Annotated in this window: 14 protein-coding genes; 4 read left to right on the top strand and 10 right to left on the bottom strand. The window is 34.5% G+C overall.

Annotation, left to right across the window (positions count from 1 at the left end):
• Positions 1–18: 18 nt before the first annotated feature.
• The 3 genes from J1D01_RS05615 to J1D01_RS05605 all read right to left on the bottom strand — a co-directional run bounded on the left by J1D01_RS05615 (position 19) and on the right by J1D01_RS05605 (position 4,824).
• Positions 19–2,427 carry a 3-hydroxyacyl-CoA dehydrogenase NAD-binding domain-containing protein gene (locus J1D01_RS05615; protein WP_421150121.1) on the bottom strand — a complete coding sequence of 803 codons (2,409 nt, stop codon included), beginning with the start codon at positions 2,425–2,427 and terminating at the stop codon, positions 19–21.
• Between the two features lie 15 nt (positions 2,428–2,442).
• Positions 2,443–2,883: a MarR family winged helix-turn-helix transcriptional regulator gene (locus J1D01_RS05610; protein WP_372936966.1), complete on the bottom strand. Its 441-nt coding sequence runs from the start codon at positions 2,881–2,883 to the stop codon at positions 2,443–2,445.
• Between the two features lie 171 nt (positions 2,884–3,054).
• Positions 3,055–4,824 carry an AMP-dependent synthetase/ligase gene (locus J1D01_RS05605; RefSeq protein WP_421150120.1) on the bottom strand — a complete coding sequence of 590 codons (1,770 nt, stop codon included), beginning with the start codon at positions 4,822–4,824 and terminating at the stop codon, positions 3,055–3,057.
• A gap of 414 nt (positions 4,825–5,238) precedes the next feature.
• Between J1D01_RS05605 and pflB the strand changes: the two genes are divergently transcribed.
• From pflB to ppdK, 4 genes are all read left to right on the top strand, one after another.
• Entirely contained in the window at positions 5,239–7,464 is a 2,226-nt protein-coding gene (gene pflB, locus J1D01_RS05600) for a formate C-acetyltransferase (RefSeq protein WP_421150119.1), read from the top strand.
• 97 nt (positions 7,465–7,561) lie between these two features.
• Entirely contained in the window at positions 7,562–8,284 is a 723-nt protein-coding gene (gene pflA, locus J1D01_RS05595) for a pyruvate formate-lyase-activating protein (protein ID WP_421150201.1), read from the top strand.
• A 152-nt stretch (positions 8,285–8,436) separates the two neighbouring features.
• The gene (locus J1D01_RS05590; RefSeq protein ID WP_421150118.1) at positions 8,437–9,939 is read left to right on the top strand and encodes a DUF3360 family protein; all 1,503 of its coding nucleotides are present in this window, start codon (positions 8,437–8,439) and stop codon (positions 9,937–9,939) included.
• A 287-nt stretch (positions 9,940–10,226) separates the two neighbouring features.
• Complete coding sequence (gene ppdK, locus J1D01_RS05585; RefSeq protein ID WP_421150117.1) at positions 10,227–12,956, top strand: pyruvate, phosphate dikinase; 2,730 nt, start codon at positions 10,227–10,229, stop codon at positions 12,954–12,956.
• Positions 12,957–13,112: 156 nt separating this feature from the next.
• Here the strand turns inward: ppdK and J1D01_RS05580 are convergent, their stop codons facing one another.
• The 7 genes from J1D01_RS05580 to J1D01_RS05550 all read right to left on the bottom strand — a co-directional run bounded on the left by J1D01_RS05580 (position 13,113) and on the right by J1D01_RS05550 (position 25,619).
• Positions 13,113–15,704 (bottom strand): choice-of-anchor Q domain-containing protein, encoded by a 2,592-nt coding sequence (locus J1D01_RS05580; RefSeq protein WP_421150116.1) that lies wholly within the window; start codon positions 15,702–15,704, stop codon positions 13,113–13,115.
• A 52-nt stretch (positions 15,705–15,756) separates the two neighbouring features.
• Positions 15,757–16,308 carry a hypothetical protein gene (locus J1D01_RS05575; protein ID WP_421150115.1) on the bottom strand — a complete coding sequence of 184 codons (552 nt, stop codon included), beginning with the start codon at positions 16,306–16,308 and terminating at the stop codon, positions 15,757–15,759.
• Positions 16,309–16,317: 9 nt separating this feature from the next.
• Positions 16,318–16,950, bottom strand: a complete 633-nt coding sequence (locus tag J1D01_RS05570; protein WP_421150114.1) for a response regulator — start codon at positions 16,948–16,950, stop codon at positions 16,318–16,320.
• A 5-nt stretch (positions 16,951–16,955) separates the two neighbouring features.
• Positions 16,956–18,980 (bottom strand): tetratricopeptide repeat-containing sensor histidine kinase, encoded by a 2,025-nt coding sequence (locus tag J1D01_RS05565; protein WP_421150113.1) that lies wholly within the window; start codon positions 18,978–18,980, stop codon positions 16,956–16,958.
• Between the two features lie 40 nt (positions 18,981–19,020).
• A complete protein-coding gene (purL, locus tag J1D01_RS05560) occupies positions 19,021–22,758 on the bottom strand; it encodes a phosphoribosylformylglycinamidine synthase (RefSeq protein ID WP_421150112.1) in 3,738 nt (1,245 codons plus the stop codon).
• A 112-nt stretch (positions 22,759–22,870) separates the two neighbouring features.
• Entirely contained in the window at positions 22,871–23,731 is an 861-nt protein-coding gene (locus J1D01_RS05555; RefSeq protein ID WP_421150111.1) for a fructosamine kinase family protein, read from the bottom strand.
• Between the two features lie 67 nt (positions 23,732–23,798).
• Positions 23,799–25,619 (bottom strand): endonuclease, encoded by a 1,821-nt coding sequence (locus J1D01_RS05550; protein WP_421150110.1) that lies wholly within the window; start codon positions 25,617–25,619, stop codon positions 23,799–23,801.
• Positions 25,620–25,622: the final 3 nt, after the last annotated feature.

Below are 25,622 nucleotides of genomic sequence, written 5' to 3'. Positions count from 1 at the left end.
GTGTCTTGGTTCTGTTTTCTAATTACGTAGTGGTTTTCCTGTTTTAAGCATATGCTGAATACGTTCAAGTGTTTTACGTTCTGTACATAAACTTAAGAAGGCTTCTCTTTCTAAATCTAGTAAGTATTGTTCTGTAACTAGTGTTGGTTCAGATAAATCACCACCAGCCATTACATAGGCTAGTTTGTTGGCTATTTTCTGGTCGTGTTCACTAATATAATTAGAAGCTTCCATAGCATCTGTTCCTACTAGAAACATTCCTAAAGCTTGTTTACCAAGTACTTTTACATCTTTACGTTTTATGGGTTGCGAATAACCAGCATTAGCTAATAATTTAGCATGAGCTTTAGCAGTAGCAATTTGGCGGTCTTTATTAACGACAATTACATCTTTACCTTTTTGAAGTACACCTAAATCAAAGGCTTCGTAAGCAGATGTTGATACTTTTGCCATTCCAATAGTTAAGAAATATTCTTGTAGTACATTTAACTCTACATCACCTTTTCTAAAGGAATCTGATGCTCTAAGCGCCATTTCTTTAGAACCGCCACCACCAGGAATGACGCCAACTCCAAATTCAACTAAACCTATATAGGTTTCGGCGGCAGCCACAACTTTATCTGCATGAAGTGACAATTCACAGCCACCACCAAGTGTCATACCGTGTGGAGCAGCAACTGTTGGAATAGAGGAGTAGCGCATACGCATCATGGTATCTTGAAAGTATTTTATAGCAGCGTTTAGCTCATCATATTCTTGTTCTACAGCCATCATAAAAATCATACCAATATTGGCTCCAACTGAAAAATTGGCGCCTTGGTTTCCAATAACTAAGCCTTCAAAATCTTTTTCGGCTATATCAATAGCTTTATTTAACCCTGCTAAAACATCGCCACCAATAGTATTCATTTTAGATTGAAATTCACAGTTTAAAATACCATCGCCTAAATCTTCTATTACTACCCCAGAGTTTTTAAATACTTCATTACTTTTTCTAATGTTATCTAAAATAATAAAGGCGTCTTGTCCTGGTTTTTTAGTTTGCGATTTACTAGAAATATCATAAAAATAGGTTGCTCCATCTTTTACAGAGTAGAATGAAGTGCTACCAGCGGCAAGCATATTATTTACCCAAGCAGCAGGTTGGTAGCCTTCTGCTTTCATGATTTCAATACCTTTTTCAACACCAATAGCGTCCCAGATTTGGAAAGGACCATGTTCCCAACCAAAACCAGCTTTCATAGCATCATCAATTTTGTAGAGTTCATCTGATATTTCTGGTATTCTGTTAGAAACATAGGCAAACATAGCAGCAAAGTTTTTACGGTAAAATTCACCAGCTTTATCTTTACCTGAGACTAATATTTTAAATCTATCGATTACTTTCTCAATCGATTTCGTAAGTTCTAAAGTTGAAAATTTTGCTCTTTTTTTAGAACGGTATTCTAAAGTATTTAGGTCTAACGATAAAATTTCACTTTTACCATTTTCTCCTTTAACTTTTTTGTAGAATCCTTGACCTGTTTTGCTGCCTAACCATTTGTTTTCCATCATAGTATTAATGAAATCTGGTAGTTTAAACAGCTCATGAGCTTCATCATTAGGGCAGTTATCATAAATGCCGTTTGCTACATGTACAAGTGTATCTAAGCCAACAACATCAACAGTTCTAAAAGTGGCTGATTTAGGTCTGCCAATTACTGGGCCAGTAAGTTTATCAACCTCTTCAATAGTTAATCCTAATTCTTTAACCTGATGGAATAAGGATTGAATACCAAAAATACCAATGCGGTTACCTATAAAAGCAGGAGTGTCTTTGGCTACAACAGATGTTTTTCCTAGAAATTGCTCACCATAATTATTTAAAAATTCTAAAACTTCTTGAGAGGTGTTTGGACCAGGAATTATTTCAAACAGTTTTAAATATCTGGCAGGATTAAAAAAGTGTGTGCCGCAGAAATGCTTTTGGAAATCTTCGCTTCTGCCTTCACTCATAAATTTTATAGGAATACCAGATGTGTTTGATGTTATTAAGGTACCTGGAGTACGGTGTTTTTCGAGGTTTTCAAAAACTTGTTTTTTAATGTCTAATCTTTCAACAACAACCTCAATAATCCAATCTACATCTTTAACTTTTGCTATATCATCTTCTAAGTTACCAGTGGTAATTCTGCCAGCAAATTTTTGATGATAAATTGGTGAGGGTTTTGATTTTAAAGCTTTTTTTAGAGAATCATTAACTAATCCATCTCTTACTAGTTTGTCTTTTAAAGTAAGACCTTTAGCTTTTTCAGCATCATTTAGTTCTCTTGGTACAATATCTAGAAGTAAAACTTCTAAACCAATATTGGCAAAATGGCATGCAATACCGCTGCCCATAATTCCAGAGCCAATGACTGCAACTTTTTTAATAATTCGTTTACTCATTCTTGTTTAGTCTAATTACTTTTTTGTGTAAATTTTTTTGTTACATACTAATTCTGTAATAATTTCTGCAACCTCATAGAAATGGTTAATTTTTTCTTCAGGAATGTGTTTTCTAATGGTGTTGTTAAAAGTTAGTACTCTTTCTTTAGAATAGTCTCTTTTTTCTTTTCCAAAATCAGTTAAATGAATAATAACACCTCTACCATCATTAGGGTTTGGGTGTCTTTCTATTAAACCTCTTTTTTCCATGGTTTTCAAAATTCTTGATAAGCTTGTAGCTTCCATTCCCATTTTAGGACCTAATGCTGTTGATGGAGTTCCATTTTCTGGATCTATACTTAAAAGTGTAAAACCGGTAGCCATTGTACTGTCAAATTTAGCGGCCTCTTCATTGTACATTTTTTGAACCGCAAGCCACGTGGTTCTTAGTACATAATCAATTGTTTGGTCCTTCATATATAATTGTTGATGTTCTCAAATATATAAAAATTTATTATGCATGCATAATATTTTTTAAAATAATACTGTAAAATAAAAAATGCTTTACAATTATGTAAAGCATTTTAGTTAATATTTATTTTTTTTTGTTAATTAGTTGATACACTTTAAATTAACTAATGTGTGTTGTTAGTTTCTGTAAATTTTTTCAATAAGATCTTTGTATTTTTCTTTAATGACCTTTCGTTTTATTTTCATGGTTGGAGTAAGATGACCATCATCAATAGTCCAAACATCAGGTGTAATTTCAAATTTTTTAATTTGTTCCCATTTTCCAAAATTGGTATTGGCTTCGTCTATTTCTGCTTGTATGCGTTCATGTAGTTTTTCGCTTTTAATAATGGCCTCGTTATCTTTAAAAACCATATCATGTCTTCTAGCCCATTCTTTTACAAACTCAAAATTAATCTGTATTAATGCAGCAGGCATTTTTTCGCCTTCTCCTATAACCATTATTTGTTCAATAAAGCGCGATTGTTTAAACTCATTTTCTAAAAGTGCTGGTATAACGTATTTACCGCCAGAGGTTTTAAACATATCTTTTTTACGATCTGTAATTTTTAAGAAATTATCATCACTTACTTCTCCAATGTCGCCCGTGTGAAAATAATCTCCTGTCATTACTTTGGCAGTTCTTTCTGGATCTTTATAATAGCCCATCATTACATTGGGGCCTTTTACCAAAATTTCGCCATCTTCTGCTATTTTAACATCCACATTGTTTATAATTCTGCCCACGGTTCCTATTTTTATTCCCATATCAAATGGGCAATTAACAGAAATTACGGGCGATGTTTCTGTTAGTCCGTAACCTTCTAATATTGGCATTTCGGCAGCAGAAAATATTCTAATAAGTCTTGGTTGTAAGGCTGCACTACCAGAAACTAATGTATTTAAGTTGCCGCCTAAACCTTCTTTCCATTTACTAAAAATAAGTTTTCTAGCAATTTTTAATTTAAATTCATACCACCAACCGTTTTTTCCGTAGGGTTCGTATTTTAATCCTAAGTTTACAGCCCAAAAGAACAGCATCTTTTTAATACCATTAAGTTCTGCACCTTTGGCTATAATTCTATCATAAACTTTTTCATAAAGTCTAGGAACACCGGTCATTACATGTGGTTTAATTTCTTTTAGGTCTTCACTTATAGTTTCCATACTTTCGGCAAAATACACTTCTATACCGCAATACATGTATAAATAAAGAATCATACGTTCAAATACATGACAAACGGGTAAAAAACTTAACGATTTTGATTTACCGTGTTCCATAGGAACTCGCGGAGAACTATCAATAACATTAGAGACTAAATTTTTGTGAGAAAGCATAACGCCTTTTGGGGTTCCTGTTGTTCCTGAGGTGTATATAAGGGTAGCTAAATCTTCTGGTTTTACATTATTTTTTCTTTCTTCTACTTCGTTTTGGTTAGATTCGTCTTCTCCTAACTCAAATATTTCTTTCCAGTTTTTTTCTCCTTTAACGTCATCAAAAGTAAAAATCTCTTTAATTCTGGTATTTCCTTTTATTTGGTTAAGTTTTTCTAGAACAGAATCATCTGAAACAAAGCAGTATATAGACTCAGAATGATTTAAGACATACTCATATTCTTCTTTAGAAATGGTTGGGTAAATGGGTACGTTTTGTGCGCCAATTTGTAAAATTGCTGTGTCTAATACATTCCATTCTGTACGGTTATTAGATGAAATTACTGCTATTTTATCATTGGGATTTATACCTAGTCTTAATAAGCCTCTGCTTACTTTATTAGATTGATTAATATATTCTTGAGTAGAAATACTAATCCATTCTCCATTATATTTTGATGTAAATGCTTTTTTTAAATTGAATTTCTCTAGTTGGTAATAAGGGAAATCAAAAATCCTACTAATCTTTCTCATTTATTTGTTAATGCGGTGTTGCAAAGTATGAAATTAAAATGATTTTAAAATTAGATAAATAGGTTAAAAATAGATAACCATATTTAAATATCTGTGAATCATTTATTTCAAGACTTCTTTTTTTATTTTTTTTTCAATTTAACGACAATTTTCGTGATTTTTATGAAAATAACAAATTTTAACCCAAAAAATTAACAATAATTACTTAAAGTAATGTTAATTTCATGTATTTAATAAGATTAAGAGTGAAAGGGTTAAAAATTATTCTCAAGAGCGAAAATATTCAAACGTTTTCGTAGGTTAAGTAATTGTAAAACCTTGCTATATCAGGGTTTTATGATAAAAGTCAGGTTTATACTTAGTGTCCAGATGTAAATTTGTAGCATAAAATTAGTCAAATAAAAAAAGTAAAAAATGGAAGTAAAAGAGTTTAAAAAAGGAATCTGGACAGAAAGGGTTGATGTTAGAAATTTCGTATATAATAATATAATACCATATTACGGAAATGATGAGTTTTTAGTAGGACCAAGCGAAAAAACTAAAAAACTATGGAATGTCTGTGTTGAAGCTATGAAAGAAGAGCGTCAAAACAATGGTGTACGTTCTGTAGATACAGAAACTATTTCTGGTGTAAATAACTTTGAAGCAGGATATATTGATAAAGAAAATGAAGTAATTGTAGGTTTACAAACAGATGAATTACTTAAACGAGCCATGAAGCCTTTTGGAGGTTTTAAAGTAGTACAAAAAGCTTTAAGTGAGCAAGGTTTAGTACCTAGTAATACGGTTACAGAGTTGTTTTCTAAATATGTAAAATCACATAATGATGGTGTGTTTTCTGCTTATAACGAAGAAATTAGAAGATTCCGTTCTCTAGGACTTTTAACAGGGTTACCAGATAATTATGCGCGTGGTAGAATTATTGGAGATTATCGTCGTATAGCTTTATATGGAATAAATAAATTAATTGAAGCTAAAAAACAAGATCATAAAAATATAACTGGCCCAATGACTGATGCTGTTATTCGTTTACGCGAAGAGGTATCAGAGCAAATTAAAGCCTTGTATGATATGATAGAAATGGGTAAAAAGTACAACCTAGATCTATCTCGTCCTGCTGAAAACGCTCAAGAGGCAGTACAATGGACCTACATGGGGTATTTAGCAGCAGTAAAAGAGCAAGATGGAGCTGCTATGTCTTTAGGTAATGTATCTTCTTTCTTAGATATTTATATTGAAAACGATTTACAAAAAGGCTTAATTACCGAAGTTGAAGCACAAGAATATATAGACCAATTTGTAATGAAATTACGAATGGTGCGCCACTTAAGAATGAGTGCTTATGATGAAATTTTTGCAGGAGACCCAACTTGGGTAACAGAAGCTATTGGTGGTATGTTTGCAGACGGAAGAACTAAAGTAACCAAAACATCATTCCGTTTCTTAAACACCTTATATAACTTAGGGCCATCACCAGAGCCAAATATTACAATTCTTTGGTCAACTAGCTTGCCTCAAAACTTTAAAAACTACTGTTCTAAGGTAGCTATAGATACCTCTTCAATTCAGTTTGAAAATGATGACATGATGCGTAAAACAAGAGGGTCTGATGATTACGGTATTGCATGTTGTGTATCTTACCAAGCGGTAGGTAAACAAATTCAATTCTTTGGAGCAAGAACCAATTTAGCTAAAACATTGTTATTAGCTATTAACGGAGGTCGATGTGAAAATACCGGAACTCAAATGGTTGAAGGTATTGAAACATTAGAAGATGAATATTTAGATTTTGATAAAGTAATGGCTAACTTTAAGAAAGCCATGAAAGAAGTAGCACGTGTATATAATGATTCTATGAACATTATTCACTATATGCATGACAAGTATTACTACGAAAAAGCTCAAATGGCATTAATTGATACCAATCCAGATATAAATATTGCTTATGGTGTAGCTGGTTTATCAATTGTAGCAGATTCTCTTTCGGCAATCAAACATGCTAAAGTTAAACCAATAAGAAATGAAGAAGGTTTAACTGTAGATTTTGAAATTGAAGGAGATTTTCCTAAATATGGAAATGATGATGATAGAGTAGATGTATTTGCTCGTAATGCTGTTAAAGATTTTAATAATGAATTAAAAGCTTTACCAGTATATAAAAATGCAGAACCTACTATGTCTGTGCTTACTATTACTTCAAACGTAGTTTACGGTAAAAAAACAGGAGCTACTCCAGATGGTAGAGCTAAAGGTGTGCCTTTTGCTCCTGGGGCTAACCCAATGCACGGGCGTGATACTAACGGAGCTATTGCATCTTTAAACTCTGTAGCTAAAATAGACTATCAAGATTCTCAAGATGGTATTTCTAACACATTCTCAATTGTACCTAAATCTTTAGGTTCAACAGAAGAAGATAGAATAGTAAACTTAGCAGCTACTTTAGATGGCTATTTCTCTAGAAATGCACAGCATTTAAATGTAAATGTTCTAAATAAAGAAACATTATTAGATGCTATGGAAAATCCAGAAGAATACCCACAGTTAACTATTAGAGTTTCTGGATATGCTGTTAACTTTATTAGGTTAACTAAAGAACAGCAAATGGAGGTTATAACAAGATCGTTTCACGATTCAATGTAACTATATTTAGTAAAATCAGAACTTCCGAAAAATTATTATTTTCGGGAGTTCTAATTTAAATACTTGCCTTATCAAAACTTCAGATAATACATTGAGGGTGCACTCTGTTGAGTCGTTTGGAACGCATGATGGTCCCGGAATAAGAATGGTGGTGTTTTTACAGGGGTGCAAACTAAAATGTTTGTACTGCCACAACCCCGATACTATAAACACGCACGGTGGTGAGGAATACCCTATTGAAAGCTTAGTGCAAAGAGCTATTAATATGAAATCTTATTTTGGTAGGTTTGGTGGTGTTACCGTTTCAGGAGGAGAACCTTTGCTGCAATCAAAAGAATTATTTCATTTTTTTCAAAGGCTAAAAGAAGAAGATATCCATACCAATATTGATACTAACGGAAGAGTTTTAAATAATTTTACAAAAGAACTACTAGACAATTACGCAGATTTAGTAATGCTTGATATAAAACACATGCGTGAAGATGGTTATCAAATGCTTACTGGTCAGAAAAACAAAGAAACCACATTCAATTTTGCTAAACACAGGGAAGCCTCTGGTAAACCTATGTGGTTGCGTTATGTATTAATACCCGGAATTACAAACACCCCTGAGTTATTACACGAAATGGGTAACTATTTTAAAGACTACAAAACCATTGAAAAAATTGAAATTCAGCCTTACCATAAATTAGGTATTCATAAATGGGAATCCTTAGGTTGGGAATACCAATTAAAAGATGCTAGAGAAAATACCCAAGAAGAAATTGAAGAAGCTGTAAAAATTTTAGGAAATTATTTTAAAGAGGTTAAAGTAAACTAATAAAAATATTAAGTATTATAAAAAATCACAGTTTTATTGGCATAAAAAATAAAGAAAATACGTTTAGAGCTACTATTAATTAGTACCCTAAAAAGCATCTAAAGTAAGTTTTCATGATAGCCAATTAAACACTATAAACATTAATAATTACCATGAAAACTTATAAAGAACTACACAAACCAGCATCAGAATTTGAGAGTAGGTCTGAATATTTAGACCACGAATTACAAATTATGAAGCCCAAAAGATATAGATTAAATCTTCCAGGTAGAGATTTTAGGTTTGAATTTGAAGATTTAGTACCAGCCTTAGCAGGAACTCTAGGTATTATTGCCATGTATTCATCTGTAATGATGGCATGGGCAAATGGTTTAACAGAAGCATGGGACCATGTTACACTAGGAAAAGAATTTGCTATTGAGGTTTCAAGAGTAGAAATGATAATTCCTGCATTTTTGTTTGTTATTTTAGCCTCAGGTTTTATTAACCCAAGAGCAAATTTGGCAGGTAACCATGGGCCTATGATTCCTCTTATAGCAAGTATTGCTCTTGCTGGGGCACATCCACTAGCTTTAGCTATTTTAATAGGTGTTTTAGGGCTTTTGTTAAGTATATTTAAAGGCGGTTCTCGTCTTGTAAATCTAACCAGTAAAGGTGTTGCTGGAGGATTGTTAATTTTTCTCGGGTTTACAGGTTCCTTAAGTCAAATAAAAACCATACAATCATGGGGTATGGGGCTAGAATCCTCAACCGTTCAAGCGGGATCTATGGGATTTCTAGGCTTAATAATTTTAGCTGTTACCGTAATTTTGTATAGTTATTTAGCCAGAATAGATAAACGGTGGTTAGCAATACCAGCCTGTGCTATTGTGGCATTACTAATAGCATTAATTGGAGGCGCAAGTTTTGATCTTCAATTTACAACCCAAATGGGATTACCAAACCTTAATCCTGTACATTGGTGGGGTAGTACAGAAGAGGGTTGGATGTTAGGTTTGCCCAACATGCAGCATTTTATAGCGTCTTTACCTTTTGCCATTTTAGCTGTTGCTATGTGGTCTCCAGATTTTTTAGGTCATAGAATATTTCAAGAAATGAATTATCCAAAGAAAACAGAGAAAGTTTTAATGGATGTTGATGATACTATGACTATGTGTTCTTTCAGGCAAATGGTAGGTACCGCAGTAGGTGGTGGTAATATTACTTCATCTTGGGGAACTTATATGATACCCGCAGCTATTGCTAAAAGACCAATTCCTGGGGGCGCTATTCTTTTAGGGTTAATGGTTATGGCAGTTGCTATTTTAGGAACGCCAATGGATATTGCTGTTTGGCCACCTGTTAGGTGTATAGCTTTACTTGTTGGTGTGTTTTTACCAATGATTGAAGCAGGAGTACAAATGGTTAAAAGAAGTACTTGTGCGCAAGCAGCAGGAATTTGCGTGTTTACAGCTATGGTAACAAACCCTGTTTTAGCATGGGCATTAGCCATGTTTTTAGATAATAATGGGTTAATAGGTGATAAAGATAGAGCTAAGAGTTTATCGCTAATAGATAAACTTGTTATTCCTCTAAGTATTTTAATTATTTGCGTTTCTGCAATATTAACGGTAGGAATGCTTAAAGGAGACTATGGAATTCATCCCTTTATTTAGTTATACATTAGAAATTATTTTTAAAACTTAAATTATATACATGATTTAAAATAAATCATACTCAAAAAATAAAATTTGCGTTAGCGTAAATTTTAAAAATTTCCTTTTTTCTTTTTTATTGAAGAATCCCGTGGTAAAGTATAATTACCCCGGGATTTTTTGTTCATGCTATTTAATTGCAATCTAATGGTTTAAGATTATTATATGATTTATATCATAAAACGTGTGTAAGAATAGATGTATTTTTATAGGAACTTCAAAAAAGTATCAACTTAAATTAATAAATCATGGAATTACTAGAAAATGTGAAGCCACACGTTTATAAATTTGGTGATAAAAAAGCCGATGGTAATCGTGAGATGAAGAATTTACTTGGAGGGAAAGGAGCAAATTTAGCAGAAATGAGTTCTATAGGTATACCTGTGCCACCAGGTTTTACAATAACAACAGAAGTTTGTACAGCATATAACACTTTAGGAAAAGAAGCAGTTTTAGATTTAATAAAAAATGAAGTAGAAGCATCTATTGCCAATATTGAAAATTTAATGGGAACAGAATTTGGAAACAAAGAAAACCCATTGCTAATTTCAGTACGCTCAGGTGCCAGAGTTTCTATGCCAGGAATGATGGATACCGTGCTTAATTTAGGTATAAATGATGAGGTTGTTTTAGGTTTGGCAAAAAAAACTAATAATGAACAGTTTGCGTGGGATTCTTACCGTCGTTTTATTCAAATGTATGGGGGAGTTGTTCTTGGTATGAAATCACAATCAAAAGAAGATATAGATCCTTTTGAAGAAATTATAGAACACCTAAAAGAAAAAAGAGGTATTAAGTTAGATACCGAATTTACAGTTCAAGATTTAAAAGATTTAGTATATGATTTTAAAGATATAGTTAAAAAAACTACCGGACATATTTTTCCAACCAACCCATGGGATCAATTATGGGGAGCAATAATAGCTGTGTTTGATAGTTGGAATGGTGATAGAGCTATTTATTACAGAAGCATGAACGGATATCCAGCAGATTGGGGAACAGCTGTTAATGTGCAAGCTATGGTGTATGGTAATATGGGTGATAACTCTGGTACAGGTGTGTGTTTTACAAGAGATGCTGGAACAGGAGAAAATATATTTAATGGTGAGTATTTAATTAATGCACAAGGAGAAGATGTAGTAGCAGGGGTAAGAACACCACAACAAATAACAAAAATTGGGTCTCAACGTTGGGCAGAATTAGCACAAATAGACGAAGCAGAACGAAAAGAATTGTACCCTTCTTTAGAAGAATTAATGCCTTCAATTTTTAAAGAGTTAAATAAATATCAAGATATTTTAGAAAAACACTATCGTGATATGCAAGATATGGAGTTTACCATTCAAGACGGAAAACTCTGGATACTTCAAACAAGAAATGGTAAACGTACAGGTGCGGCCATGGTTAAAATAGCTATGGATTTATTAAAAGAAGGTTTAATAAATGAAAAAGAAGCATTACTACAAATAGAACCTAATAAACTAGATGAATTGTTGCATCCTGTTTTTAATCCACAAGCATTAAAAAGAGCACACGTTATTGCTCAGGGTTTACCCGCTTCTCCTGGGGCTGCCACGGGCAAAATTGTTTTTTTTGCAGATGAAGCAGATAAATATAAAAGTAGCATTTTGGTACGTATAGAAACCTCACCCGAAGATTTAGAAGGTATGAATATTGCCAAGGGTATTTTAACAGCTCGAGGTGGTATGACTTCGCATGCAGCAGTGGTTGCTAGAGGTATGGGTAAATGCTGTGTATCTGGAGCTGGAGCTTTAAAAATTGATTATAAGAAAAGAACCCTAACTGTTAATGGGCACGAGTATCACGAAGGAGACTGGATTTCTTTAAACGGTTCTACCGGTAATATTATTGAAGGTAAAGTAGCTACTATGGAACCCGAGTTAAGCGGAGAGTTTGCTGAGGTTATGAAACTTGCTGATAAGTACGGAAAAATAAAAGTAAGAACCAATGCAGATACACCAAAAGATGCCAAAGTAGCACGCAATTTTGGAGCGCAAGGTATTGGTTTAGCAAGAACAGAGCACATGTTCTTTGAAGTAGATAGAATTAAAGCTATGCGTGAAATGATTCTTGCCGAAACTGTTAAAGGAAGAAAACATGCTTTAGAAGAGTTACTGCCAATGCAACGTGCCGATTTTGAAGGGCTATTTGAATCTATGGGAGGTTCGGCAGTTACTATTCGTCTTTTAGACCCGCCATTGCATGAGTTTGTGCCACATCAATTAGCTACTCAAAAAGAATTGGCAGAAGACATGCACATTACATTGCAAGCAGTAAAAAATAAAGTAGCCGAGTTAGAAGAGTTTAACCCAATGTTGGGGCACCGTGGTTGTAGATTAGGTAATACATATCCAGAGATTACAGAAATGCAAACACGAGCCATCATTGAAGCGGCTTTAAATCTTAAAGAAAGAGGAATCATTTGTAAACCAGAAATCATGGTGCCATTGGTAGGAACTGTTAAAGAGTTTGAAGCGCAAGAGCAAATTATTAGAAGTACAGCCAGTACCATTTTTGAAGAGCGAAATGATACTATAGAATATTTAGTAGGTACCATGATAGAAATTCCTAGAGCGACTTTAATAGCCGATTTAATAGCTGAAAAAGCCGATTTCTTCTCATTTGGAACTAATGATTTAACCCAAATGACCTTTGGATATTCTCGTGATGATGCAGGTAAATTTTTACCAATATATATTGAAAAAGGAATTTTAAAAGTAGATCCCTTTGAAGTACTAGACCAAGAAGGTGTAGGCCAATTAATTAAAATTGGTACCGAACGTGGTAGAAGTACTAAACCGAACTTAAAAGTTGGGATTTGTGGTGAGCACGGTGGAGAACCTAGCTCTATAGAGTTTTGCTATAATACAGGATTAGACTACGTAAGTTGTTCTCCTTATAGAGTACCTATAGCTAGACTAGTATCTGCTCAAGCAGCCATAAAAACAACTTTATAGTGTTTTCCGTTTTTCTTTTTTTGATTGAAACCCTCAAGGCATATGTGGCTTTGAGGGTTTTTTATTTCTATTTGTTATGCTGAATTTGTTTCTGCATCTCAATAAAATTTGTTTCCATAAAGGAAATTTTAATTCTTCTAAATAAAATGTGATAAATTACTCTTTCATAATTTTAAAATTTTGTGAATTATTTCCACTTCGTAGTTTTAGTAAGTATATTCCGGATGGTAATTTTGATACATTTATACTATTTGAAGTATTATTATAACCTTCCATGACTTTTTGCCCTTGAATGTTATACACTGTATAATTATACAATTGATATATTGTTTTAATATTTAAGTTGTTTTTCACAGGATTAGGGAAAATAGTAAACGTTGAAACAGTTAATGACGGGGTTGTATTTAGAGCAGGATTAAATTCATAAGCTCCCATGTCAATAGTAGAAGCATGTAAACGTAGATTTCCTGCTAAATCCAAGTCGTTACTCAAATCACCATCAGCATTGCTGTATGCGGTATTGTTGCCCGCATCCACGGCTGGACTGGTGTCCAATAAGGTAAAATCATTATTGGCCGTGTCTGCAAATCCCGGGGCCATACTTGCATCCGTACCGTCCAGACCTCCATTGGGCGTATTGTCAAGGTCCTCCACCAAAGAACTGTGGACAGAGGCCGTTGCTCCATTATCAAGATGTATTTCATTCCCGCCATTCCACAGGATACTATTGTAAATAGATACTGTAGCATGGTATAGGCCTAACGCCTTCCCTTCATTTGAAGCTACCGTGTTGTTGGCGATAGTGGAATTGGTTATGGTATTGATCGAATTTCCTGCATTAGCAAAAAAATGAATGGTCCCTGCACCAGGATCATTCGATCTACCTGAATGGTTGTCATAAAACAAGGAATTGACAATGTTTGTTTCTGATGTAGCGCCCAATCCAGAAAGACTGATGTAAGCCGAACCCCTACCATTGTAGGAATCCGGTGTGGTATTGCCTTTAAAAATACAGTTTTCTATGGTCCAATGGACCTCTGCATAGTCCCAAATATAACTTGCCATACCACCACCAGAATAGCGAAGACTGGTGTTATTTTTAATTATGGAATTTTTTAAGGTAATATGGGACACGACACCACTACCTGTGGCATAATGAAACCACCCTCCCCCTCTGCGTTCGTCCTGGGGCCCAGAGGCACTTGAAGCATATCCTTCCTCTATGGTAATGCCATCTACGGTTAAGTTAGGGATATGGCCGTTGGTACGGACCACCGAATATGAATTATCCGTGTTGTCCCCAAGGGTGCCGATATCCCCGCTCAGTACGGTAGAATACGTTTTAAAATCGCGGGTGGCCAAATCCGTACTTCCGTTGCCGGGTGAAAAGCCACCAATGAGCTGTAGGTTGCCAAAGAGCTCAAAACCGATGGTCCGGTCCGTTGTGGCAGTAGGCTTGTAGGTTCCTTCCGCAACCCAAATCTGTAACGGTTCGGCGGTGGTCCAACTACTTTCGTTTTGCTTGGCCCAAAGAAGCGCATCGGAAAGTTCAGGGACGGCGTTTGCCCAAGAGCTGCCATCTGCCGTGCCACCGCTAACGTTCCGATCCACATAAAGGATGTTGTCGGTATCGGGAGCGAGCAAAAGTCGCTGGTTCTCATAAGCCCCCATGTCAATGGTCGAAGCGTGCAATCGCGGGCTCCCGGCCAAATCCAAATCGCCGCTTACATCGCCTCCGGCATTGCTGTATGCGGCATTGTTGCCCGTCTCTATGGCAGGGGAATTGTAATTTAATTGATACCCATTTGTAAAAATTGGATCAGCGTTCTCTATATTGTTGCTTCCTGCAATGTTAGGGGGCAAGGAACCATCATTGTCCGTAGTTGTATTATAAAACAGACAATAATTTGCTGTTCCCGTTCCCGGTCCATCGTCATTTATATTGCCATTGGTACCACTATTATCGGTAAATATGGAATTTGTAACATTGATGCTACCGCTGTAAAAGTGTACTCCTCCGCCTTTGTTGGCATGGTTGTTCGCAATGGTACAATTGGTCATGTTGATGTTGCCACCTTCTGCAGATATGGCACCACCTGCACTAGCTGTGTTTGAATCAAAAAGCGTATTGACAATCCCTAGAGTCCCTCCATAAGAAACCAAACCTGCACCAATACCATCAGTGGTTAGATCATCAATAAAAACTCCTGCTTTGTTGTTTCTTATGTTGCAGTTAAATATTTTGTTGTTTCCATTGTTGTAAATTCCGGCACCAGAGCTTCCAATGGCCGGTTGCGTGTTATCCGTCAGGTCATCGGCATGGCCCCATTGCACATAAAACCCATTGATTTCAGCGTTATTACCGATCATGGTAACAATGGTATGGCTATCCCCGGGGTCTGATGAACCAGAGTGGTTTAAGTCCCCACTCAAAATAGTAGGGTTTGTAGCCCAGTTGCGTTCATCGGCTGTGGTTTCGGTGGCATTAAAACCACCAAGAACGGTCACATCGCTGGGAATACTAAAGCTATCGGTTTCTAAAGTTCCTGGGGCATAAGTACCTGCAGCGACCCAGATTTGGTCACCAGAATTGGAATCTGTTAATGCATCTTGAAGGTTGCCATAGGCATTTGCCCAAGACGTGCCATCGTTGTTTCCTCCAGAAACATTAATGTTTACGTAAATAGTGTTTTGTGCAGTAAGGCCTATAGAATAGAACCATGCCATAAATAGTAGTGTTTTTTTCATGATATAAATGGTTTGATTGGGAATACAAAATTATAATGAAAGGTAAATAACATCAATACGTAGGTCTACGTAGTGTAATTAGTATGTTTTCATATTGAATAAAAGAAAGTCCAATGATGCGTTTAAATTGTTTTTCAATTTTTTTAGAATTACATTGATAGCGTTTAGAGAGTTGGTTTAGCGAGGTTTTTTTGTTTAAAAAGTGTAGATGAAAAATAATATAATCTAATACTGAAGGTGTGAAGTTTTTAAGTTTGGGTGTGTTAAATTGTGTTAAAAATTCATCAGGATTACTGGCTTTTATAGTTATATTGTTTTGCTGAAGGTAGTTTATATAGGTAGGTCTGCATTTTACAATAAATTGTGAAGACTTTAATTCTAAAGGATTAACAAACGGTTTGTGATAGGTTATTTTGTTTTCTTCAGTATATAAAATATAGCTAAATCCATCGGGTTGCAATTGATAATGGTCATTATTGCTTAGGCTTATATAAAAGACATCAACGACCCAATAATTAATAGGTAAATAGTATTTGTGTTTTGAGATAATAGTTAGCTGTAGTTTTAGTGTTTTAAAACTATAATACTCTGTTAAGTATTGCAATACGTAGGTTTACGTATTAAAAAGATTAGGGTGTTGCTTAAGCCAAATAAAAAGAGCATTATGGCTAGAAGAATCTATTTTTAGCTTTTTTATAATGTTACTTCTGTGCTTTTCTACCGTACGTTTAGAGATAAAAAGTGCTTCGGCAATTTGTGTGCTGTTAAGGTTTTTGTCTAAATATTTAAGTATTTTTAGCTCTGTAGCCGTTAAGACATTTATTGCTGTATTGGTGTCGCTACTAAAATGAATGTTGTTTTTTAGTTTTTTGCCAATATAAGTGTTGTTTTTAGTAATGTGATTTAAGCAATCTTCTAGTTCTTCTAAAGCGCTATCTTTAGTTAAATAACCATGTATAGTGTTACCAACTTCGTTTAGTAAGGCTTCTTGCTTATGAAGGGTTAAAAGAACAACCCGTGTAGGTATGAGGTTGCGTTTTAGTCCTTGTGCCACTTCCAATCCGTTAAGAATAGGCATATCAAAATCTAAAATAGCCACATCTGGTTGGTGCTTTAAAATTTTGTTATAAGCTGTATTTCCATCGGTAGCGGTGTCTAGAATTTCAAACCATTTTTTTTCTAAAAACGCTTTTGTGCCGTTAAGTATAAGCGGATGGTCGTCTGCAAGTATAATAGTTGTGGGCATTGTTTTTAGTGTTTTAAAACCTTTATTTGTACAGTTGTGCCTTTTCCTTTTGTAGAATCTATGCTTAATTGAGCACCAATAATTTGGGCACGTTCTTTAAGTGTTTTTAAGCCTAAGCTATTTAAAATTCCGTTACTTTCGGAAACATCAAAACCAATTCCGTTATCTTTTACTTGAAATAAAACGGAAGTATTACCGTCTTCAATTGTAATATTACAGGCTTTTGCTTGCGAGTGTTTTTCAACATTGTTTAGACATTCTTGCAACATTCTAAAAACAAAAATTTCTTTGTCTTTTGAAATTTCTATGTTTTCAACGTTTATAGTTTCAGAATAGAAAATATCGGAATGCTTCTGGAAATTTTCAATGGTATTTTTGATTGAAGCCAACAAGCCTAATTTTTCAAACTGAAAAGGATGAAGGCTTTGGGATATATGTCTTACTTCATTAATGGTGTCGTCTATAATTTTTGTGTCTTGGCTTTGCATATCGTTTAGTAACACTTTGTTTTTTATAAGAAGTAGACTTTGCCCAACGCTATCGTGCAATTCGCTTGAAATACGCTTGCGCTCGGTTTCTATATTTCTAATTAAATCTTGAGAAAATGCTTCTTGTAGTTGTGCTTTTTTTTGGGAAAATCGTCGCGAATTCCATAAAAAGATAATGCTAAATAAAGCCAATAGTGCCAAACCACCAAACCATAACGTTTGTCTTTTTCGTTTGTTTTGCTCGTCAAGAAGTGCAATTTTACTGTTTTGTTCTTCTATCTTTTTATCGCGTTTGGCGGTTTCATAAAGCGTTTGGTAATAGGCCAGTGCTTTTGTTTTTTGTATCGATTGTATAGAATCTTCAATCTTTTTTGAAGCTTTGTAAAAGCTAAGCGCCTTATTGGGTTTATTTAACTTTTCATAAACTTCAGCTAAGAACTTTTGAGCTAATATTTTGCCTTCAATATCGTTGCTTTCAGAAATAATGTTTAAATGTTCAATACCAAGTTTCTTTGCTTTATTGTAATCTTGCTCAGCAAAGGCTACTTTTTTTAAAGCTTTACAATATATTGCTTTATGAATACCTTCTGTGTTTTGCTTGTCTTTTTCAACTTCTTTTAAATAGAATTTGGCTTTTTCTAAACTATCGTTTTCGGCATAAGCAATAGTTAATGCATTTAATAGAATAGGGTTAAAGTAATTGGAGTACTTCGATTTTTTATTTACAGCAATAGCTTTGTGTAGATTTTCAATACGTTGTGTTTCTAATCCTTGCTTTTTTAAATCGCTAGCTTCATTAGCATACAACGAAATGAGCTGTCCGTAACTTTTAATTTTGGTAGCTAATTCGATAGTTTCTCTGCGTTCTAGTTGTGCTTCATCTATAAAACCATTAACACTATACAGTATTGCTAATGCGTTTTTAGCAGCAATAATATTAAAGGTGTCTTTTTCCTGAATAAAAATTTCTGAAGCTTGTTTTAAGGTTTGAGATGCGAGCGCAAATTTTCCTTCGTCGGAATAGGCATAGCCTTTATACAGAATAGCAGATCCTTTAAGATGATGGTCCTTGGCTTTTTCGGCATAAGTAATAGCTTTTTCGTAATGAGCCATTGCCGAATCTACTTGTTTGGTAAAGTAAAAACTATCACCAGAATCTATATACAAACTTGCTAAGTTTCTAGCGCTTATATTTTTTTTGAGAGTTTTAAAATAAGTTTTAAAAATATTAAGACCTATTTTTGGTTTTCCCAAAACATTATTGTGATAGTTAATTAGATTTGCAGTGTTGTAAGCAGCCATATTAAAGGAGTCTAGTTTTATGGCAAGATCTATAGTAGTGCGCGCAATAGAGTCGTAACCAAAATTGGGTTTATCTCTTACAACCGCTGTTAAACTATCTAGAAGAACTAACTTTTTAGTCTTATTATTTTCAGAATGTATTTGGGTTTTTAATTGATCTACGAGCGTTTGTAAATCAGATTCTTGTGAATTTAAAAATAAAAAAAATAGTAAAGAAAATATGAGCGAAAATTGTTTCATTTGGGGTAATTTTCTCTGCTAATTTATTTAAAATAAATAACTATTTCTTCTCAATCCACTTTCTAGCATTTACAAAGGCTTCTAGCCAAGGAGACACTTCGTCTTTACGTCCGTCTGGGTAATATGCCCAATTCCATTGAAATGTAGAACGTTCAATATGTGGCATAGTTACTAAATGACGCCCTGTTTTGTCACACATCATGGCTGTGTTAAAGTCGGAACCATTTGGGTTGTGCGGATATTCTGCATACCCATATTTTGCTACTATATGATATTTATCTTCAGAATACGGTAAGCTAAATTTACCTTCGCCATGAGAAATCCAAACCCCTAAAGTACTACCTGCTAATGTAGACAGCATCACCGAGTTATTCTCTTGAATTTTTACCGAAGTGAATGCGCTTTCATGTTTATGAGAATTGTTATGATGCATTTTTCCATGAATGTCATGGTCTGGATTTATCTCTTCCAATTCCATAAATAACTGGCAACCGTTACAAATACCAACCGAAAGTGTGTCTTCTCTATTAAAGAAATTTTGAATGGCTTTGTTAGCCTTTTCGTTATATTTTATAGCACCTGCCCAACCTTTTGCAGAACCTAAAACGTCTGAATTACTAAAACCACCAACAGCACCTAAAAATTGGATGTCTTCAAGTGTTTCTCTCCCTGAGATTAAATCGGTCATATGAACATCTTTTACATCAAATCCAGCCAAATACATAGCGTTAGCCATTTCGCGTTCAGAGTTGCTTCCTTTTTCTCGTAAAATTGCTGCTTTGGGTCTTTTATGTCCTACTTCAGGTAATTTTCCTGTAAAATGTTTAGGAAATTTATATTGAAGTGGCTGATTTTTATAATTATTAAAGCGCACTTCAGCTAAATTATTTGCGGTTTGCTTTTGGTCTAACAAATACGATGTTTTGTACCACACATCACGTAATCTCGAAATTGTCATAGTGAATACATCAGTTCCGTTAATGACGCTCAATACGTCAGCGTTGGTTACTTTTCCAATATTATGGAATGTAACTCCGGCGTTGTTTAATACTGTTTCAATAGACTTGTCTTTGGCTTGAATTACAATACCTGCATTTTCAGAAAATAATAACTTAAACGAATCTTTTTCAGCTAAAGCTGTAAGGTCTAGTTCTGCTCCTAAATTATTATCAGCAAAACACATTTCTAACAGCGTAGTAATTAAACCTCCCGAAGCCACATCATGTCCTGCAACAATTTGCTCGTCTCTTATTAAATCTTGAATGGTATTGAAAACGGTTTTAACATAGTCTGCAGATTTTACCGTAGGCGCTTCATTTCCAATTTTGTTTACTATTTGAGCAAACGAACTTCCGCCTAATTTAAATGTATCTTGTGAAATATTGATATAATAAATATCTCCTTCATTTTTCTTTAAAACAGGCTCTACAACTTTATTGATGTCATTACAATTAGCTCCTGCAGAAATAATTACAGTTCCTGGAGATATTACATCACCATCAGGATATTTTTGTTTCATGGAAAGCGAATCCTTTCCTGTAGGAACGTTGATGCCTAAATTGATAGAAAACTCTGAAACTGCCTCAACAGCTTTATATAAACGGGCGTCTTCACCTTCGTTTTTACAGGGCCACATCCAGTTAGCAGATAATGAAATGTTTTTTAATCCGTCTTTTAAAGGTGCCCAAATAATATTGGTTAAAGCCTCAGTAATAGAGTTTCTACTTCCTGCTACAGGGTCTATTAAAGCAGAAATAGGCGAATGCCCTACTGAGGTTGCAATACCTTCTTTTCCTTTAAAATCCAAAGCCATAACACCAACATTGTTTAAAGGAATTTGTAACGGACCAACACATTGTTGTTTTGCAACTTTTCCGCCAACACAACGGTCTACCTTATTTGTTAACCAATCTTTACAGGCTACAGCTTCTAGTTGTAAAACTTGATCTAGGTAGGTATAGAAATCATCAGAATTGTAACTTACATCAGCATAGTTTCTCTCAACCGTTTTATCGGTCATGATTGTTTTTGGTGAGCTGCCAAACATGTCTTCCATAGCTAAATCCATTGGCGTGTTGCCTTTGGTTTTAGATTGAAATGTAAACCTATCATCACCAGTAACATCACCAACAGTGTACATTGGCGAACGCTCTCTATCGGCAATTTTGTTTAGAATATCAATATGTTTTTCAGAGATAACCAATCCCATACGTTCCTGAGATTCGTTACCAATAATTTCTTTGTCAGAAAGTGTAGGGTCTCCTACAGGCAGTGCATCTAAATCAATTTTACCACCGGTATCTTCAACCAATTCTGACAGACAATTTAAATGTCCGCCAGCACCGTGGTCGTGAATAGAAACAATGTAATTTTCTTCACTTTCTACCATCCCACGAACCGCATTGGCAGCACGTTTTTGCATTTCGGGGTTAGAACGTTGTACCGCGTTAAGTTCTATTCCAGAAGCAAATTCTCCAGTATCGGCACTAGAAACAGCGGCACCACCCATACCAATACGGTAGTTTTCACCACCTAGAATTACAATTTTATCACCTGTTTTAGGCGTATCTTTTAAAGCTTGGTCTTTTTTACCGTAACCAATACCGCCGGCAAGCATAATAACTTTATCGAAACCTAGTTTCCTCAGGTCATTACGAGGCGCTTGCGACGAAGTAATCTCGTCGTTTGAAGAAGCAGATTGCTTCACTTCGTTCGCAATGACGTCATTATTCTCGTCATGTTCAAAAGTTAACACCGATCCGCAAATAAGCGGTTGCCCAAATTTATTTCCGAAGTCTGAAGCACCATTTGATGCTTTAATTAAAATATCCATAGGTGTTTGATAGAGCCAATTACGTTCTGGAAAGGCCTTTTCCCAAGGGCGGTTTGCTTCTAATCGAGAATAAGAAGTCATGTAAACCGCTGTTCCAGCTAAAGGAATAGAACCTTTACCACCTGCTAGTCTATCTCTAATTTCACCACCAGAACCTGTTGCGGCACCGTTAAAAGGCTCTACAGTTGTTGGGAAATTGTGTGTTTCGGCTTTTAATGATATAACCGATTCGAATTCTTTAGTTGTGTAAAAATCTGGAATATCGGCTCTTTTGGGAGCGAACTGTTCTACCACAGGGCCTTTAATAAACGCCACATTATCTTTATATGCTGAAACAATATCGTTTGGATTTGCTTCAGATGTTTTTTTGATTAACTTGAATAATGACGTTGGTTTTTCTTCACCATCAATTATAAATGTGCCATTGAATATTTTATGACGACAATGCTCACTATTTACTTGTGAAAACCCAAACACTTCAGAGTCTGTTAATGGGCGTCCAATTTTCTTTGAAACGCCCTCTAAATACTCAACTTCTTCATCGCTTAACGATAAGCCTTCTTGTTGGTTGTAAGCGGCAATATCTTCAATGTTTAAAATGGGTTCAGGTTGGATGTTAATAGTGAATGATTCTTGATTTAACCCGTTAAATTTCTCTGAAATCATGGGGTCATAATCTTTAAAATCTTCTGAAACAGCATAAAATTCTTCAATTCTGATAATACCTTCAATACCCATATTCTGGGTAATTTCAACAGCATTGGTACTCCATGGTGTTATCATTGCAGCACGAGGGCCAACAAAAAAAGCATCGATTGATGCTTGTTCTATTTTAGGCTGGTTGCCAAATAACCATGTTAATTTTGAGATGGTTTCAGTAGATAATTCTTTTGTAGTTTGAACAGCAAATACCTTGCTATTTATGTTTCCAAAGAAATGAATCATTATTATTGTTTTGTACGTTTAAAGAAAGAGCAAAAATACATTTTTTTATAGCAATTTGAAGCGTAATTATTTAGAAAACCTTTGGCGTTATTAACAACTATTTTAACATTGGTTAAAAGAGTTTTTTAAGAATGCTTTTTACAGAACCGTAATAACTACTGCCAAATAGATTTAAATGCACTAATAAATAGTAGAGTTGATAGATTTCAATTCTTTGATATGTGTGTGAATCTGTTGGAAAAATATCAAAATACGCATTGTAAAAATGATTAGAAAAGCTTCCGAAAAGTTTGGTCATGGCAATATCAACTTCGTTATGTCCGTAATACACGGCTGGGTCTATTAAATAAGGGGTTCCGTTAGAGGCTATAATATAATTACCACTCCATAAATCACCATGTATGAGAGATGGTTTAACGTTTGTAAATAGTGTTTTTAAAGAATTTTTTAATTGGTCTGTTGATGGAATTTCTACTGGATTTAATAATTTTTTACTTTTTGCTAAATTGAGTTGAGGTTGAAGGCGTTCTTCAACATAAAAATTAGTCCAATTTTGATGCTTTTTGTTTGATTGTGTTAGGCTTCCAATAAAATTATTGTTTTCAAAACCAAAGCAATTGGTTGTAGATTTATGAAGGTTAGCTAGTTGGGTTGCTAAATTTTTAAAATCGTTACTTGTGGGCGTTTTGGTTTCAATCCACGCCATTAATACATACGATTTATTGTTAAAAATACCATATTGATAAACCTTTGGGGTGGCAATAGTTTTGGTTTTAGCAATGGCATTAAGCCCATTTACTTCTTCTTTAAACATAGAAAGTTTATTAGAAGTATTGGTTTTTAAAAAATACTTTTGTTTTGCAGTAGTTATAACAAAAGCTTCAGAAATATCTCCACCAGATACAGGTTTTATAGTTTGTGTTTTTTCTGAAATTAAGTCTTCAATATGGGTTTTGAAATCATGATGTAACATATTGTAAAAATAAAAAAGACCATTTTTAAAGTGGTCTTTTTGTAAAAATTATATAGATATTGAGCTTTTACTGTTTAATTAACTTTTTAGTGATACTTTGATTATTGTTTGTTATTTTAACTAAATATATTCCTTTTTTTATATTAGATACATCTATAAAATTACTATTAGAAATTACAGATTTGTCAATTATGAGTTTTCCAAGAATATCATAGATTTTAATATCTAAATCCTTGTTTGTTTCAAAATATAGTCTATTCCCTTTTACAGGATTAGGATGCATTTTAAGGCTGATTAACTCATTGGATTCTGTACTTAAAGAGGTGTAACAAGTCCAAGATAAGTCATCAAAAATTACACGGTTGCTGCTAACAGAATTACCATCTATAATAATCGAGACATCACCTGATACATTAATATTAGGTATGGTAATAGTTTGTTCAGTACCACTATACGCAATAGTGCCAACTGTATTGCCATTTACTTTAAGATTAAATGTACCACCGCTACCACTAAAAACTCTTAATGTAGTTATAGTTAGATTGCCTATTCCTCCGCTAACAGTTGGTGTTGAAAGAGAACCGTCTCTAATGGTTATAGCTTCGCTACCATTTATAGATTGATCTGTTCTTGCATCGGTTGCAGACCAAGATCCACCATCATCTCCTGTCCAATTTCTGATTGAATAAGAGCTAGAACCAGTAGTGATATTAGCAAAAGATTCGGTAAGGCAATCTGTACCTCCACTAGAGCCATTGTTAGTAGTTGTTTCACAATCCTGATTGCTAAAATTAGATACATTATTAGCAGCGTCTCTTGCTTTTACTGTAAAACAATAATTAGTATTTGAAATTAGTCCTGTTACGGTAAAGTAGGTGTTAGAGGTATTAAATGAATTTAAACCATCTACATAAATATCATATGAGGCAACACCAATATTGTCACTAGAAGCATTCCAACTTAAGTTTATACTATTATCTGTTGGATTTGAAGCTACTAAATTAGTAGGAGCTGAAGGCGCCTCATTATCTACTGCTGAGTTCCAAATCATTTCTGCAAATTCTGGGTGATCTACAAAAGGATTGGCATTTCCCTGAAAGTTATAGGCAGCGTTATTTCTATCAATTTCAGCTTGTACCACGGGGTCATTTGCATGCCAATCTAGGAGGAGGTCTATGTACCAATCTTCATAGAATTGATTGCTTGTTCCATTAAGTGGGTTATTAGGGGTTTCGTGTTCATCCCATCCTGAATCATCCCAGTTATCTTCATATCTAACAGCAAAATATAATAAAGCTCTTGCAATATCGCCTTTAAATTCATCTATAGGCTCAAAAACGGTTCCTGAATAACTTCCAAAAGTATTTGGACCTACTTTTGAACCATTATTGGATGTCCATGTTGCGTTACTTACCTCTCCAAAAGGATAGTTACTTCTTCTGTTGTTTACATATCCATCAGTAGGAATTACATGATGCACATCTGCTCTCATGGGGAGTTGTTCATTAAAAAAACCTTGAGGGAATAAATGCTCTCTATTATAACAATCATTTTCTGAGTCATAGGAACCGCATTGTCTATCTCCATGAGTATAATTATAAGAGTCATTATTTGTTGCGCTTGGAATTGGGTTTTCAGAATAGAAATCTAGTACAGTTCCATCATTCTCATAATAATTATCTGTATGGGTTGTTAAATATGCTGTATATAAATTGTCATAGGCTGTGTTAGGGTTAGAATCCCATGTGTGGCCATTGGTAACAATGTTTTTTAATTCTGTTTTAAGCGCATAACCAGATAAACCATCTGCACTATCATAATAATTTGATGGTATCTGTGAAAATCCTAAAAAAGAAAATAAAAAAGAAAGAATGTAAAGGTGTTTCATAAA

The organism is Seonamhaeicola sp. NFXS20 (genome assembly GCF_049132085.1).
GTDB lineage: Bacteria > Bacteroidota > Bacteroidia > Flavobacteriales > Flavobacteriaceae > Seonamhaeicola.
This window is presented reverse-complemented; position numbering and strand designations above follow the sequence as displayed.